Consider the following 14,571-nt stretch of genomic DNA (forward strand, 5'->3'; position numbering starts at 1 on the left):
TTCAGGGCATCCGTCAGATCTGCGGTATCGGCGCGACGATCCCGTCCTCCAACGCCCGCTGATAGAGGTCGATCTTGGTGGGAGCCGGACGTTTCGCCGCGGCGTACTTCACCCGGATTCGACGTATATGGTCCAGGACGGTCTCCCGAGAAATGAACAACAACTGCGCAACGCGCACAGCGGTTTCACCGGCCGCGCAGTGACCGAGGATCTCGGCTTCACGTGGAGAAAGCTGAACGGGAACGAACTGCGGGTCGCTCTCGATCGCAGCCGCCCAGTCTGCCGATGCCGCGACTTCTCCCCGCACCACGAGGCGAACGGCCTCGACGATCTCGCCGGGCTCCTCCGACTTGCGCACCATCCCCGCGGCACCGGCTCGCGCAGCCTCGCGTACCAGCGCAGGGCGGTCCCCCGACGTGTAGACGAGCACCGGGACATTCAGCGAACCGAGCGAGGCGATGTTCTCGGTGGGAGTCGAGCCATCGGCCAGCAATAGGTCCAGCATCACTCCGTCAAAGGACTGACCGGTGGCGATCAATTCGCTTACCGAGGCGGCGGTTGCAACGACGCACATATCCGGCTCGTGATTCACGATCGTCGCCACGCCGACCATCACCGCTGGGTGATCGTCGACGATCCCGATCCGTGCTTGCGCGGTCACTTCGCTGGTCCCTGTGCTCATGTTCTCGGGGATCAACGATAGCGGATTTACAATGATCAGGCGCGTCGAATTTGCGCTTGACCAGCGGTTTTACTGTTTCGCGAAACCGTCAGAGACCGTACCGGCGGTCAAGAATCCTGATCCGCCCCCCGACGAGCGCGCGGTCGGGGTGCCCGACCGGTAGTCGATGCTCAAATCTGCGCCACGCGGCCAGGTCGTCGCGGCCATGCACCGACGACGTCCATGCCCGCAGCGCGGCGACCTGCCCCTCGGCGATGACCCGCGAGCGGACGTCCTCGCGAAGCTCTTCGAACAATTCGGTGATCCCGGGAGCGTTCGACTCGACGAGCAACCCACCACGACCGATCGCCTCGATGACCGGAACGAGATCGCCGTGGCCCGAGATCTGTTCGCGAAGATCTCCCACGTCAGACGACAATTCGACGGTCAGTCGGTACGGCCTGGACTCGATCACATCGGTACCGAGGTCGCGGCGCAAACGAGAGATCTCGGCGCGGACGGTGACCGGGTCGATGCCGTCGTCGGCGAGCATCAGCGCGAGCTGTTCGGTGTTCAGGCCCTCGGGATAGTGCTGCAGCAGCAGGAGGATCTCGGCGTGACGCCGAGACAGCGACCTCCCGTTGGCACCATCTCCCCCACGCTGCCAGCGATAGGCGTTGTCGGCGAGCACGGTCAGTCGTGCCTGAGAGCCGGCCTCGAAGGTCGACGCAACGGAAAGGTCGACGGCCCGTGCCTTCAATTCACGCTCGACGACAGCCACAACGGAACGAACCGCCGCCAACGCGAAGGGAGCGGCCACCTCGCGCCCACCGGTCACGTCTATCACTCCGATGACGTGGCCGGTCGCGGGATCGTGCACCGGCGCTGCCGCGCAACTCCACTCCTGAACGGGACTCGAGAAGTGCTCGGGCCCCACCACCTGCACGCCGCGACCGGTGGCCAGCGCGAGTCCCGGAGCGTTGGTGCCGACCACCTCTTCGCTCCACACCGACCCCTCGATGAAGTTGATCCGGCTGGCGCGATCACGCGCAGACGCCTCGCCCTCCACCCACAGAAGCCGACCGACATTGTCGGTCAGCGCAAGCACAACACCAGAGTCGGCGATGTCGTCGAGCATCAGGGACTGCACGACTGGACGCACCGCGGTGATGGGATGCGCCTCGCGATAGCGCACAAACTCTTCGTCGCTCATCGCCTGCGCTTCGACGGCGCCCGCCGCCGGGTCGATGCCGCGTTGCAGCGAACGCGCCCAGGAATCGCCGACCAGAGATCGGACAGTCTCGGGGACCGCACCGCTTGCCAAGAACTCCTCGTACGCCCGGCGGATCGTCGAGGACACCGCAGCAGCGTCGGTCATGCGCCCTCCAAGTGATCCCGTCGGGGCTGATCGACACCCGACGTTCACTCAATTGTGCCGTGGAGAGTGTGATCTCAGCAACAACACCGAGGTGTGAGCGGCACCGACTACAGCAGGCGGCCGTTGCGGCGCGGGTACCGCGCCCGCAAATAGCTGTACAGATACGTGCTGACGAGGAGCGAAACCGCCGACACGATCGCGGGAACGAAGAACGTGTTGTTCCACGAATCGCGAACCATCGCGATCGCCCACGCGATCACGCAGACGACGGTCAACAAGACCGCCGAGAAGCGCACGATCAGGACAAGCGTGGTGACAACCGACCACAAAACGACACGGGTCTGCTCGTACGAGCTGGTTTTCACGACACAAGGGTATCGATCTTCCCTGCTGCGAGCAGGGCCGGAGAAGTTCACTGTCCGATTAGTCCATTTTCGTGAGCAGGTCTAACTTTTTTGGTCGTAAGGTCAGTAGGAATGTCTACAAAACAATGATCCGGGGGAGGCTCGTTTGCGACGCCGTCATCGTCCACGCCGGCACATCGCGCTCGTCCTGTTCGCACTCGCCTCGGCGACCACCATGGTCGCCACGGGCTGCAGCATGGACGGCGCACGGACGGTCAACACGACCGGTCCGGATGCCATCATCAGTGCCAACGGCACCGAACCGCAGAACGGGCTCGTCACGACGAACACCGCCGAAAACGGCGGTGGCCGCGTGGTGGATGCGCTGTTCACCGGGTTGTACTCGTACGACGCCGACGGCAAACCCTCACTGGCAAACGCTGAGTCCGTCGACACCACGGACAACCAGAACTACACAATCCATCTCAAGAAGGACTGGAAGTTCACCGACGGAACACCAGTCAAGGCCGAAAACTACGTTCGCGCATGGAATTTCGGCGCCGCGACGAAGAACGCCCAACTGCAGCAAAGCTTTTTCGAGCCGATCGACGGATACGAGGCGGTCGCAGGCGAGGATTCGACGGCCGATCAGATGTCGGGCCTGAAGGTCGTCGACGACCACACCTTCACGGTTCGCCTGACGCAACCGAACATCGACTTCAAACTGGGACTGGGCTTCACGCCGTTCAAGCCGCTCCCCGACGTCTTCTTCACCGAGGGCGCAAAGGAATTCGGCGAACACCCGATCGGAAACGGCGCCTACAAGATGGCGGGTCCCGACGCCTGGCGACACAACGTCCAGATCAACGTGGTGCGCAACGACGACTACAAGGGTCCCGACAAGGCACGCAACGGCGGCATCAACTTCGTCCTCTACTCCAGCCTCGACACCGCCTACACCGACCTCACCTCCGGCAATCTCGACGTCACCGACACTGTGCCGGTCAGTGCGCTCAACTCCTACAAGAAGGCGCTCGGCGCGCACGCACTGACCAAGCCGACGGCGTCCAACCAACAGATCGCGATCCCCTACTACCTGCCACATTTCTCCGCGGGGCGCGAAGGAGAGCTGCGTCGTGCAGCGCTCTCGATGGCCATCAACCGTCCGGAGGTCACCAAGGTTGTCTTCCGTGGTGCGCGCACGCCGTCAAGAGATTTCACGGCGCGCTCCCTACCCGGATGGAGCGACGACATCCCGGGTAGCGACGTCCTCGACTACAACCCCGAGAAGGCCAAACAACTGTGGCAGGAGGCCAACGCCATCGCGCCGTGGAGCGGCTCCTTCCAAATCGCCTACAACTCCGACGGTGATCACCAGGTCTGGGTCGACGCGGTGTGCAACCAGATCAAGAACACCCTCGGTATCGACTCACACGGCGCTCCGCAGCCGACGTTCAAGCAGATCCGCTCGGCGATCACGAGCAAGACGATCAAGACCGCCGCGAGGACGGGCTGGCAGGGCGACTACCCGTCGATGCTGGAGTTCCTCGCGCCGATCTTCGTGACGGGAGCCGGATCCAATGACTCGCAATACGTCTCGCCGGAGTTCGACGCACGGCTGACTGCCGCGCAGCGTGCGCGGTCCGACGACGAGTCCTACCGGCTCACCAACGTCGCACAGGAAACCCTGCTGAAGGACCTGCCGAACATTCCGCTGTGGGACTACATCGGCGCCGGCGGTACCGGGCCGGAAGTGACCGCGCAGTTGGCCTGGAACGGCTTGCCCGACTACCCGAGCATCACCAAGGAAGCGAAGGAGTGACCCGGTGACCAGATATCTCCTCATCCGTCTGGGACAGATGGTGATCGTCTTCTTCGGCGCCACGTTCCTCATCTACGCCATGGTCTTTCTCGTCCCCTCCGATCCCATCGCGGCTCTCGGTGGCGGAAAACCCATGTCCCCGGCCCTGATTGCGCAACTGCGCGCGCAGTATCACCTCGACCAACCGTTCTACGTGCAGTACTTCAACTACATCGGCGGGGTGTTCCATCTCGACTTCGGCACGTCGTTCTCCGGGCAACCGGTGTTCGACGTGATGAAGCGCGCGTTCCCGGTGACGGTCAACCTGACACTCATCGCGCTGGTCGTCGAAACGATCGGTGGCGTGGTGTTCGGTGTGATCTCCGGCCTGAACAAGGGACGCTGGTACGACACCGCGATCCTGATCGTCACTCTCATCATCATCGCGATACCGATCTTCGTGCTCGGCTTCGTCGCGCAGTACCTGCTCGGTGTGAAGTGGCATCTGTTCCCGGTCACGGTCGGCGGAAACCTCGACTTCTATCACCTCATCCTTCCCGGATTCGTGCTCGGCGCAGTCTCTTTCGCCTACATCGTGCGGCTCACGCGGTCGGAGGTCGCCGACAATCTGACCGCCGACTACGTTCGCACCGCGTCGGCCAAGGGCCTTCGACGACCCCGCGTAATCACCGTGCACGTCCTGCGCAACTCACTGATTCCGGTCGTCACGTTCATCGGCACCGACGTCGGCGTGCTGATGGGTGGAGCCGTCGTCACCGAGGGCATCTTCAACATCCCCGGCGTCGGCGGAACGATCTATCAAGCGGTGATCCGCGGCGAGGCCCCGACCGTCGTCTCCTTCGTCACGGTGCTCGTGCTGATCTACCTCGTCTGCAACATCGTCGTCGACTTGCTTTATGCCGCACTCGATCCGAGGATTCGCTATGCCTGAGACCCCACGCACCGACGCTGCCCTGAACGCGTACCCCAGCTTCTTTCCCGGCCAGGACCGCTTCGTCGCCGACGCCGAAGACGTCGAGCTACTCAAGGTCGACGAGTTCGTCGACGATGTCGATCCAGCGGGCTTCTGGAAGTCGGCGTGGCAGGAGATCCGGACCAAGCCGGTGTTCATCGTCTCGATGATCCTGCTCGTCCTCATCCTGCTGATCGTCGCGTTCCCCGGCCTGTTCGCACACCAGGATCCGCGGTACGCAAACCTCGAGGACTCACTGCTCTCACCGAGTTCCGCGCACTGGTTCGGCACCGACCTGCAGGGCCACGACATCTACGCGCGCGTAATCTACGGCGCGCGCGACTCCGTACTCGTCGGCATTCTGACGACGCTCGCGGTGGTGCTCGTCGGTGGACTCCTCGGCATCTTCGCGGGCTTCTACGGCGGCTGGCTCGATTCGCTGATCTCCCGACTCGCCGACATCTTCTTCGCCATCCCGCTGATCCTGGCGGCCGTGGTCACCATGCAGATGATCTCGGCGCGCACCGTCTACACGGTGGTGCTGGTCCTCGCGATCTTCAGTTGGCCCCAGATCGCCCGTATCGCACGGTCTTCCGCGATCTCGGCGCGCAACGAAGAGTTCGTCGACGCGTCGCGCTCGCTGGGCTCGTCACGGCTGCGCACGCTGTTCACCCACGTGCTGCCGAACTCGCTCGGCCCGGTCATCGTCATCTCGACGATCTCGCTCGGCGTCTTCATCGTCACCGAGGCGACCCTGTCGTACCTGGGCATCGGCCTGCCGTCGACCGCCGTCTCCTGGGGCATCGACATCGCCGCAGGCCAGCAGTTGCTGCGCGAAGGTCAGCCCATCCTGTTCTATCCCGCTGCCGCACTTGCCATCACGGTCCTCGTGTTCATGATGCTCGGCGACGTGCTGCGCGACGCACTCGACCCGAAGGCGAGGACCCGCTGATGACAACGGACACAACGAACTCCGAGCTGACCTCCGAGAACGAGACTGCCGCACCGGCACCGCTGCTCGAAATCTCCGACCTACGAGTCGATTTCCGCTCACGCGGGCGCGACGTACCCGCGGTGCGCGGCGTCGGACTTACCGTGTATCCCGGTCAGACCGTCGCCATCGTCGGCGAATCCGGCTCGGGTAAGTCGACAACTGCCGCGGCGGTTCTCGGGCTGCTGCCCGGCAACGGCACCGTAACCGGTGGCAAAATACTGTTCGACGGCAAGGACCTCGCACAGGCCTCGCGACGTGAGTTCGAGAAGGTGCGCGGTAGCGGAATCGGCCTCGTGCCACAGGATCCCAACACCAACCTCGACCCGGTGTGGCGCGTCGGCTTCCAGGTTCGTTAGACGCTCGTCGCCAACGGTGCGGCCAAGCGCGGCGAGGTCCGCACACGTGCCGTCGAGGTGCTCCGACAGGCCGGCCTGCGCGATCCGGAGAAGCGTGCGGCGCAGTATCCGCACGAGTTCTCCGGCGGCATGAAGCAGCGCGCGCTCATCGCGATCGGTCTCGCCGGAAAACCCAAGCTGCTCATCGCCGACGAACCGACGTCGGCACTCGACGTCACGGTGCAGCGCGAGATCCTCGACCACCTCGCCTCTCTCACCGACGAACTCGGCACGGCCGTCCTGCTGATCACACACGACCTCGGCCTCGCCGCCGAGCGCGCCAGCCACCTGGTGGTCATGTATCGCGGACGGATCGTCGAATCCGGCCCGGCACAGGAGATCCTGACCAACCCGCATCACGAGTACACCAAGCGACTCGTCGACGCCGCGCCGTCGCTCTCGTCGCGCCGCGCCGACCGCCACAAGCCCGCCGAGCCCACCCCGCCGGTCGAGCCCAACCCGGTGGTCGAGCCGACCTCCTCGCTGGTCGAGCCGGCCGCGAGCGCAGCGAGCAGCCGAGTCGAGACCACCCCGCCCCAGGTCGTCGTCGCGTCGAATCTCGTGAAGGACTTCCCGATCCGCGGCTCGGTCCCCTTCCGCAAGGCCACGCCGTTCCGCGCGGTCGACGATGTCAGCTTCACGCTCAACCGTGGCACCACCACAGCAGTCGTCGGCGAGTCCGGCTCCGGCAAGTCGACGGTCGCGCGCATGGTGCTCGGACTCCTCGAACCAACCTCGGGCACAGTCCAATTCGACGGCAGCGACGTGACATCGCTGAAAGGCGCTCAGGCCAAGTCTTTTCGACGCCGCGTGCAGCCGGTCTTCCAGAACCCGTACGGCTCGCTCGACCCGATGTACTCGATTTACCGTGCGATCTCCGAGCCGCTCGTCGTGCACAATATCGGCGACAAGGCTTCCCGCATCGCACGCGTTCGCGAACTTCTCGACCTCGTCGCACTCCCGTCATCGGTGATGCAGCGGTTCCCCAACGAGCTCTCCGGCGGGCAGCGTCAGCGGGTCGCGATCGCACGTGCGCTTGCGCTGAACCCCGAGGTCGTCGTCTGTGACGAGGCGGTGTCCGCCCTCGACGTCCTGGTGCAGGAGCAGATCCTGACCCTCCTCGACGACCTGCAGCACGAACTCGACCTGACGTACCTGTTCATCACACACGACCTGGCCGTCGTCCGTCAGATCGCCGACCGCGTGCTCGTCATGCGCAAGGGCAAGGTCGTCGACGAGGGCACCGTCGACGACGTGTACGAGAACCCGACCTCGGACTACACGCGTGAACTACTCGCAGCCATCCCCGGGCGAAACCTCGAACTTCAGCAGTAATCCTCGCGCTCGGCGTCGTCGAAGGGCGACAATGGACAGATGAAAACGTTGCTGAACATCATCTGGTTGGTTCTCTGTGGTTTCTGGATGGCGCTCGGCTACGTCATCGCGGGCATCATCTGCTGCATCCTGATCATCACGATCCCCTTCGGTATCGCGTCGTTCCGGATGGCCAACTACGCACTGTGGCCGTTCGGTCGGACAGTGGTCCGCGATCCCCAGTCGGGAGCGTGGTCGGTGATCGGGAATGTGATCTGGATCATCGTCGCAGGTTGGTGGCTGGCAATCGGGCACCTCACGACCGGAATCGCGATGTGTCTGACGATCATTGGCATACCGCTCGGCATCGCCAGCTTCAAGATGATCCCGATCTCACTCGTGCCTCTCGGCGCGCGGATCGTGCCCAGTGATGCGGTGCGCAACGACCCGATCATGGGCGCGACGCGAGCAGCCTGACCCGTGAATCGACGCAGACGAGACACTCCGTTCGATTCGACCCATCCACTCCCGTGACCGGATCCGAACACCGGGCATGAGTATCCGCCAGCGATCCGCCCCGCCCTCCAACGTCGCCGTGGTCGGCAGCGGGGTCGCGGGATTGACCGCTGCGCACGTGCTCTCCGGAAGCAGCCGGGTGACGCTATTCGAAGCCGACGATCGCCTCGGCGGCCACGCCCACACGCACTCGGTGCCCATGCCCGACGGAAGTGTCGTCGGCGTCGATTCCGGTTTCATCGTCCACAACGACCGCACCTACCCGACGCTGCTGCGCCTCTTCGCCGAGCTGGGCGTGGCAACCAAGGACACCGACATGTCCATGTCGGTCAGCTCGACGGTGACCGGCCTCGAGTATGCGGGCGCCCTCGGCTTCTCCGGGTTGTTCCCCACCCCGCGCAACGCCACGCGAGGCCGCTATCTGCGCATGCTCGGCGAGGTGACCCGATTCCACCGGGCGGCGCGCGCACTTCTCGACACCCCCGACTCCGACGAGCCGCTCGACGACTTCCTCGACCGCGAGAACTTCTCCCCGTACTTCCGCGAACACTTCATGCTGCCGCTCGTCGCCGCTGTGTGGTCGTGCGACGCGGCAACCGCGAGCCGCTACCCTGCGCGCTACCTCTTCACCTTCCTCGATCACCACGGCATGCTGTCGGTGTTCGGGTCGCCGACGTGGCGCACCGTCGACGGCGGGTCGGACACGTATGTCCAAGCCGTCGCCGACGGTGTCCGAAGCCGCGGCGGCGCAGTCAACCTGAGCACCCCGGTCCGGCACATCTCCGAGAACTCCGACGGCACAGTCGAACTCGCCATCTCATCCGGAACACAGAACTTCGACGCGGTCGTCGTCGCCACCCATCCTCACCAGGCTCTCCGACTGCTCGACGCCCCGACCCCGCAGCAGCGTCGAGTTCTCTCCGCCATGGAGTACGCACCGAAACCTGCTGTGCTGCACTCTGATATCTCACTTATGCCACGGGCACGTCGCGCGTGGGCATCGTGGAACTACCAGATCCACGGCGACGCGTCGGGGGCAGTAGACGACTCGCAGGTCGCGGTCACCTACGACCTCACCCGGCTCATGCGCCTGAATCCCGAGCATCCCCGCATGCTGGTGACACTGGGCCGCACCGACCTCGTCGATGCGTCGACCGTCATCGCCGAGATGACATACGAGCACCCCATATACACCACGGAATCGGTTGCCGCACAGGCACTGCTACCGGATATCAACACCGACGCGATCGTCTTCGCGGGCGCCTACCACGGGTGGGGTTTCCACGAGGACGGCGCGCTCTCCGGAGCACGCGCCGCGGAGCGTCTCGGTGTCGCGTGGGATTTCGCGCGGCAGACCACGGTCGACGACGAGCGGGAGTCGGCATGACCGGGAACGCCCAACTGGTGCATAGTCGCATCACCCATACCCGGCTATCGCCGGTGCGGCACGCCTTCACATACCGCAGTGTCTCCTGGCTCGTCGATATCGACAGCCTGCCAACACTTTCCGCCCCGCTGCGACCCTTCGCTCAGTTCCGCGGAGCCGACCACTTCCCCGAACCGATGGTCGACGGCCAGACCCTGCGCGATCGCCTGAACGCCCACCTCCTCAGCGTCGGCAAACGCCCTCCAGACGGAAAGGTCGTCGCTCTGACGTCACCGCGCGTCGCGGGCTACGTCTTCAACCCGCTGAGCGTGTACTGGTGCTATCGCGCCGATGGTTCACTCGCGTACGCGGTCGCCGAGGTCCACAACACCTACGGCGGCCGGCATTGCTACGTCGTCGAACTCGACGACCACGGGCGCGCAGAAGTCGACAAGGAGTTCTACGTCTCGCCCTTCAACGACGTGTCGGGCAACTACCGCCTGCGGATGCCGCCACCCACCGACGGTCGCGTCGCCGTCTCGATCGTCCTGGAGCGCGACGGTCACGAGCCTTTCGTCGCATCGCTGTCGGGGCGCATCGAACCCGCGACGTCGCGTGCGATCGTCGCGACCCAGATGCGCGCGCCGCTCGCCCCGCTCGTAGTCTCGGCCCGCATCCGATTCCAGGGAATCAAGCTGTGGGCCAAACGACTTCCGATCGCGCCCCGCCCCCCGCAGGACTCCGCCCCGCCGGCCGAGCCCACGGAACCTCTGGTCGAGCCCACCCCGCTGGTCGAGCCTCAACCCTCGCTGGTCGAGCCCACGGAACCGCTGGTCGAGCCTGTCGAGACCACCCCGCCGGTCGAGCCCCCACCACCGGCCGAGCGTCAACCACCGCCGGCCGAGCGTCAACCCCCGCCGGCCGAGCCCCCACCGCTGGTCGAGCTTGTCGAGACCACCCCCACCCGAAAGGTCACCGATGAGTAGTCCCGCCACCGACTCCGACTCGCATGACACCCCGCCGCCCGCGCTCGACACCGACCTCACCGCGGCCGACGCTCGCCGCTGGCCTGACGTCGCGGACGTACCCACCGGCGCGGCCGCACGAGTCCGTGGTCGCGCCGCAGCGTGGCTCTTCCGACACGCGACCACCGGAATCGGAGTCCGCATCGAGTTCCCCGACGGCTCACGTCGCGGAAGCAAGACCGATTCGGTGTTGCCGCGCATGATCGTTCGTCGCCCGGTCGCGTTCTCACGTCGCGTCGGCTCGGGCGGTCTGATCGGATTCGGTGAGGCCTTTATGGCGGGCGACTGGACCACCGACGACCTCGTCGGTGTCCTCACCCCCTTCGCCGAACGAGTCGCCCGGCTCGTCCCGAAGCCCCTGCAAACCCTGCGCGCACTCGTCCTACCCCGACATCCCGCCGACGAGGAGAACACCGCCGCCAACACGCGCAGCAACATCGCGCGACACTACGATCTCTCCAACGACCTCTTCGCGACCTTCCTCGACGAGACGATGACCTACTCGAGCGCCCTGTTCGACGACCCGTCCCTCGACGCAGACGCCGCGAAGACTCCCAAACCAACCTCCCAGGCCGGATTCGACGACCTCGCAGATGCCCAGCGCCGCAAGGTCGATCGCCTGCTCGATGCGGCGGGTGTCGGCCCAGGCTCGCGCGTCCTCGAGATCGGAACCGGCTGGGGCGAGCTATGCCTGCGGGCTGCAGCACGAGGAGCCACCGTGCGATCGGTAACTCTCTCGAGCGAGCAGCGCGAGCTCGCGATGCAGCGCGTCGACGAGGCGGGCTTCGCCGACCGTGTGCAGATCGACCTGCTCGACTACCGCAGCGTCACAGGTACCTATGACGCCGTGGTTTCCGTCGAGATGATCGAGGCCGTCGGCGAAAAGTATTGGCCCATCTACTTTTCGACGATCGATCGGGTGCTCGCGCCCGGAGGCCGCGTCGCCATCCAGGCCATCACCATGCCCCACGACAGGATGCGCGCCTCGCGGAACACCTATACCTGGGTGCACAAGTACATCTTCCCCGGCGGGCAGCTCACCTCTCTGCCCGCACTGCGCGACGTCACCGCAGAGCACACCCGACTTCGCCTGCGCGACAACCTGTCCATGGGCCATCACTACGCCGAGACATTGCGACTGTGGCGCGAACGCTTCACCGCTCGCCGCGCCGACGTCGAATCCCTCGGTTTCGATTCGACGTTCATGCGGATGTGGCAGTTCTATCTCGCCTACTCCGAGGCGGGATTTCGCGCTGGATACCTCGACGTGCATCAACTCGTCTTCACCCGTGATGACGACTCCGCCGGGAGCACCGACTCATGACAGGACTGACCGGGTGGGCGGGCTTCGGCGTGGTCACCGGAGCGTCGTTGCTGTTCATCGTTGTCCTGCAGGCCATCACGTTTGCGGTGGGACGTCGTCTTGGGCACTACAACGTCGTCGACGTCATCTGGGGATTCGGATTCGTCGGGATCGGCTGGATCGCACTGATTCTCGGTGGCGGCGACATCACCCGACGATGGATTCTGGCCGTCGCCGTCACGGTGTGGGGTCTGCGACTGACCTGGCACATGCTGGGCAAGGTTCGCGGCAAGGGTGAAGACCCACGCTATGCAAAGGTCCTCGGCGAGAACCCCTCGGCCGAGCGCGTGATTCGCAAGATCTTCGGAACCCAGGGGGCTGCACAGTGGTTCGTGTCGCTGCCGCTGCAGGTCTCCGCGGTCACGCACGCGACGCACGGAATCTGGTGGATCGTGCTGATCGCGGGTGTCGTGCTCTGGGCCATCGGCATCTCGTTCGAGGCGATCGGCGACGCGCAGATGACGTCGTTCAAATCCGATCCGTCCAACAAGGGCAAGATCATGGACCGCGGGCTCTGGGCATGGACGCGTCACCCCAACTACTTCGGCGACTCCGCCGTGTGGTGGGGCATGTGGCTCATCGCCGCGTCGGCATGGCCCGGAGTTCTGACCGTGCTCTCGCCCGTGGTGATGACCTACTTCCTGGTGTTCGCAACCGGCGCGCGTCTCCTCGAGCAGTCGATGAGCAAACGCGACGGCTACCCCGAGTACCAGCAGCGCACGTCGTACTTCTTCCCTCTACCGCCGAAGACGCGTGAGGGGGCGGGTAGTCAGGGCCACGCGCCATGACCGCCCTGCTCGCAGCCCCAACACCTCCAGCCCGGTCGACGAGTTCGGCCTGGTCGCCGAGTTCTGCCGGACGCAAGACTCAGGTGTGGTTGAGGGTCGGCACGTCGCCAATTAGGGTGAACTGCGATGAACGCAGAGGCCTGTCGGTGACCGCTGACCACGATGCCGGCGACCGGCTGCCCGCACTTCTGGAGAAGATCGCTTCGGGAGACGAGCTCGCATTCGCCGAGTTCTACGACCTCACCAGCCATCGCGTCTACGGCATGGTGCTGCGTGTTCTGCGCGACCCCGGCTACAGCGAGGAGACCACGCAGGAGGTCTACCTGCAGGTCTGGCGATCTGCGTCGACGTTCCGCGCCGACCTCGGCTCGGCGCTGAGCTGGCTGATCACCCTGGCACACCGCCGCGCCGTCGACCGTGTGCGATCGGAGACCGCGAGCAGCCGCCGCGAGGAGAACTACGGAGCACAGGACTACACCTCGACGTTCGACGAGGTCAGCGAGGCCGTCGACAAACGGGAGACGAGCTCTCAGGTCCGCGGCTGCCTCGAGACGCTGACCGACGTCCAGCGCGAATCGATCGGCCTCGCCTACTACGAGGGGCTCACCTATCGCGAGGTCGCCGAGCGACTGTCGGTGGCTCTCCCCACCATCAAGAGCCGTATCCGCGACGGAATGGCTCGCCTCCGCTCATGCCTCGGAGATCGTGATGTCTGACGAAAATCCCACTACCCCAGCACCTTCGGACGACAACCTCGTCAGTCTTGCACCGATGCTCGGCCTCGACGCACTCGGCGCGGCCGAGCGCGACTCGGTTGCCCGACGCCGCGCGAAGGCGTCGGACACCGACCGCGCCGCCTTCGACCGCGACGTCCGACTCACCCGCGAGGCGATGGCCTCGGTCAGCTCCACCACATCCGCGGCTCCGCCACCAGAACTGCGCGACCGCCTGCTGCACCTCATCCGCACCGAGCCCCAGGACGACGCACCGTCGCACCGGCCCGCGGGTCTGTCGGCAGTGACCCCCTCCCACGAGGCGGGAGCTGCAGACCCCTCCCGCCAGACCGGAGCACCGGCGGACCTTTCTCGCTGGTCGAGCCGGTCCGGAGCGCCAGCGGAGGGCCGAGTCGAGACCACCCCACGCAACCGTCGCATCCTCTACCTCGCGGCCGCGGCGATCGTGGCCGTCGCGATCGGAGCCGTCGGCTGGGTCGTCGGCGCCAATCTCTCGTCCGACAACGAGCCTCAGCAGACCACCGCGCAGCAGGTGTTCGACGCCAAGGACATCCGCACCTCGTCGGGTTCGGTCGCCACCGGCCGCGCGACCGTCGCATACTCCGAGAGCGCAGACGCGGGCGTGCTCGTCATGAACGACGTCCCGCCACCCAAGTCCGGAACCGTCTACCAGATGTGGCTGGTCGGCCCCGAGGGCGCGACGTCGGCGGGCACCATGACCGACAAGGACGTTGCCCCGTCGACCACCGCGGTGATCCCCCACATCGGAAACGCGAAGTCGCTGGCGTTCACCGTCGAGCCGCCCGGCGGTTCGACGACTCCGACCAGCAGCTTTGTGGCCGAACTGCCGCTGAGCTAGGTTCCGCGCCGCAGTTGCGTGGGACACACGGGGGCATTTTTGTACCCGTGTGTCCCACAC

12 protein-coding genes and 2 pseudogenes are annotated in these 14,571 nt (G+C 65.3%); 11 read left to right on the forward strand and 3 right to left on the reverse strand.

All coding sequences use genetic code 11. The features are described 5' to 3' along the window. Positions 1-13: 13 nt before the first annotated feature. The 3 genes from ABW18_RS17615 to ABW18_RS17625 all read right to left on the reverse strand — a co-directional run bounded on the left by ABW18_RS17615 (position 14) and on the right by ABW18_RS17625 (position 2,404). A complete protein-coding gene (locus tag ABW18_RS17615; RefSeq protein ID WP_049700325.1) occupies positions 14-682 on the reverse strand; it encodes a response regulator transcription factor in 669 nt (222 codons plus the stop codon). Between the two features lie 88 nt (positions 683-770). Further along, a complete protein-coding gene (locus tag ABW18_RS17620) occupies positions 771-2,039 on the reverse strand; it encodes a helix-turn-helix domain-containing protein (protein ID WP_049700267.1) in 1,269 nt (422 codons plus the stop codon). Between the two features lie 107 nt (positions 2,040-2,146). Continuing rightward, a complete protein-coding gene (locus tag ABW18_RS17625) occupies positions 2,147-2,404 on the reverse strand; it encodes a hypothetical protein (RefSeq protein WP_049700268.1) in 258 nt (85 codons plus the stop codon). A gap of 214 nt (positions 2,405-2,618) precedes the next feature. Here ABW18_RS17625 and ABW18_RS17630 point away from each other — a divergent pair, with 214 nt between their 5' ends. The 11 genes and pseudogenes from ABW18_RS17630 (at position 2,619) to ABW18_RS17680 (ending at position 14,511) form a co-directional block, all read left to right on the forward strand. Further along, entirely contained in the window at positions 2,619-4,205 is a 1,587-nt protein-coding gene (locus tag ABW18_RS17630) for a peptide ABC transporter substrate-binding protein (protein WP_420841313.1), read from the forward strand. 4 nt (positions 4,206-4,209) lie between these two features. After that, the gene (locus ABW18_RS17635; RefSeq protein ID WP_083444445.1) at positions 4,210-5,136 is read left to right on the forward strand and encodes an ABC transporter permease; all 927 of its coding nucleotides are present in this window, start codon (positions 4,210-4,212) and stop codon (positions 5,134-5,136) included. After that, complete coding sequence (locus tag ABW18_RS17640) at positions 5,129-6,109, forward strand: ABC transporter permease (RefSeq protein WP_049700269.1); 981 nt, start codon at positions 5,129-5,131, stop codon at positions 6,107-6,109. The genes ABW18_RS17635 and ABW18_RS17640 overlap by 8 nt, the downstream gene beginning before the upstream one ends. Then, a pseudogene (locus ABW18_RS17645) lies at positions 6,109-7,881 on the forward strand (dipeptide ABC transporter ATP-binding protein). Before ABW18_RS17640 ends, ABW18_RS17645 begins: the two are co-directional and overlap by 1 nt. A gap of 39 nt (positions 7,882-7,920) precedes the next feature. After that, on the forward strand, positions 7,921-8,337 hold the full coding sequence (locus ABW18_RS17650; protein ID WP_049700270.1) for a YccF domain-containing protein: 417 nt from the start codon (positions 7,921-7,923) through the stop codon (positions 8,335-8,337). A 76-nt stretch (positions 8,338-8,413) separates the two neighbouring features. Then, a complete protein-coding gene (locus tag ABW18_RS17655; RefSeq protein WP_197494440.1) occupies positions 8,414-9,763 on the forward strand; it encodes an NAD(P)/FAD-dependent oxidoreductase in 1,350 nt (449 codons plus the stop codon). Beyond that, a pseudogene (locus ABW18_RS17660) lies at positions 9,760-10,473 on the forward strand (DUF1365 domain-containing protein); the annotation flags it as partial. The gene ABW18_RS17655 and the pseudogene ABW18_RS17660, both read left to right, overlap by 4 nt. Positions 10,474-10,720: 247 nt before the next feature. Continuing rightward, entirely contained in the window at positions 10,721-12,091 is a 1,371-nt protein-coding gene (locus ABW18_RS17665) for an SAM-dependent methyltransferase (protein WP_049700272.1), read from the forward strand. Further along, on the forward strand, positions 12,088-12,918 hold the full coding sequence (locus tag ABW18_RS17670) for a DUF1295 domain-containing protein (RefSeq protein WP_049700273.1): 831 nt from the start codon (positions 12,088-12,090) through the stop codon (positions 12,916-12,918). Before ABW18_RS17665 ends, ABW18_RS17670 begins: the two co-directional genes overlap by 4 nt. A gap of 146 nt (positions 12,919-13,064) precedes the next feature. Continuing rightward, a complete protein-coding gene (gene sigK, locus ABW18_RS17675) occupies positions 13,065-13,634 on the forward strand; it encodes an ECF RNA polymerase sigma factor SigK (RefSeq protein WP_005207638.1) in 570 nt (189 codons plus the stop codon). Beyond that, complete coding sequence (locus ABW18_RS17680; protein ID WP_049700329.1) at positions 13,627-14,511, forward strand: anti-sigma factor; 885 nt, start codon at positions 13,627-13,629, stop codon at positions 14,509-14,511. The genes sigK and ABW18_RS17680 overlap by 8 nt, the downstream gene beginning before the upstream one ends. The last annotated feature ends 60 nt before the right edge of the window (positions 14,512-14,571 follow it).

The organism is Gordonia jacobaea, from assembly GCF_001186365.1.
In the GTDB taxonomy this organism is placed as follows: Bacteria; Actinomycetota; Actinomycetes; order Mycobacteriales; family Mycobacteriaceae; genus Gordonia; species Gordonia jacobaea.

What these genes read in the sequence shown, in the direction of transcription:
- ABW18_RS17620 (WP_049700267.1), bottom strand. Translation starts at nt 2,039, where the DNA reads ATGACCGACGCTGCTGCGGTGTCCTCGACGATCCGCCGGGCGTACGAG.
- ABW18_RS17640 (WP_049700269.1), top strand. Translation starts at nt 5,129, where the DNA reads ATGCCTGAGACCCCACGCACCGACGCTGCCCTGAACGCGTACCCCAGC.
- ABW18_RS17655 (WP_197494440.1), top strand. Translation starts at nt 8,414, where the DNA reads ATGAGTATCCGCCAGCGATCCGCCCCGCCCTCCAACGTCGCCGTGGTC.
- ABW18_RS17630 (WP_420841313.1), top strand. Translation starts at nt 2,619, where the DNA reads ATGGTCGCCACGGGCTGCAGCATGGACGGCGCACGGACGGTCAACACG.
- ABW18_RS17665 (WP_049700272.1), top strand. Translation starts at nt 10,721, where the DNA reads ATGAGTAGTCCCGCCACCGACTCCGACTCGCATGACACCCCGCCGCCC.
- ABW18_RS17615 (WP_049700325.1), bottom strand. Translation starts at nt 682, where the DNA reads ATGAGCACAGGGACCAGCGAAGTGACCGCGCAAGCACGGATCGGGATC.
- ABW18_RS17670 (WP_049700273.1), top strand. Translation starts at nt 12,088, where the DNA reads ATGACAGGACTGACCGGGTGGGCGGGCTTCGGCGTGGTCACCGGAGCG.
- ABW18_RS17680 (WP_049700329.1), top strand. Translation starts at nt 13,627, where the DNA reads ATGTCTGACGAAAATCCCACTACCCCAGCACCTTCGGACGACAACCTC.
- ABW18_RS17650 (WP_049700270.1), top strand. Translation starts at nt 7,921, where the DNA reads ATGAAAACGTTGCTGAACATCATCTGGTTGGTTCTCTGTGGTTTCTGG.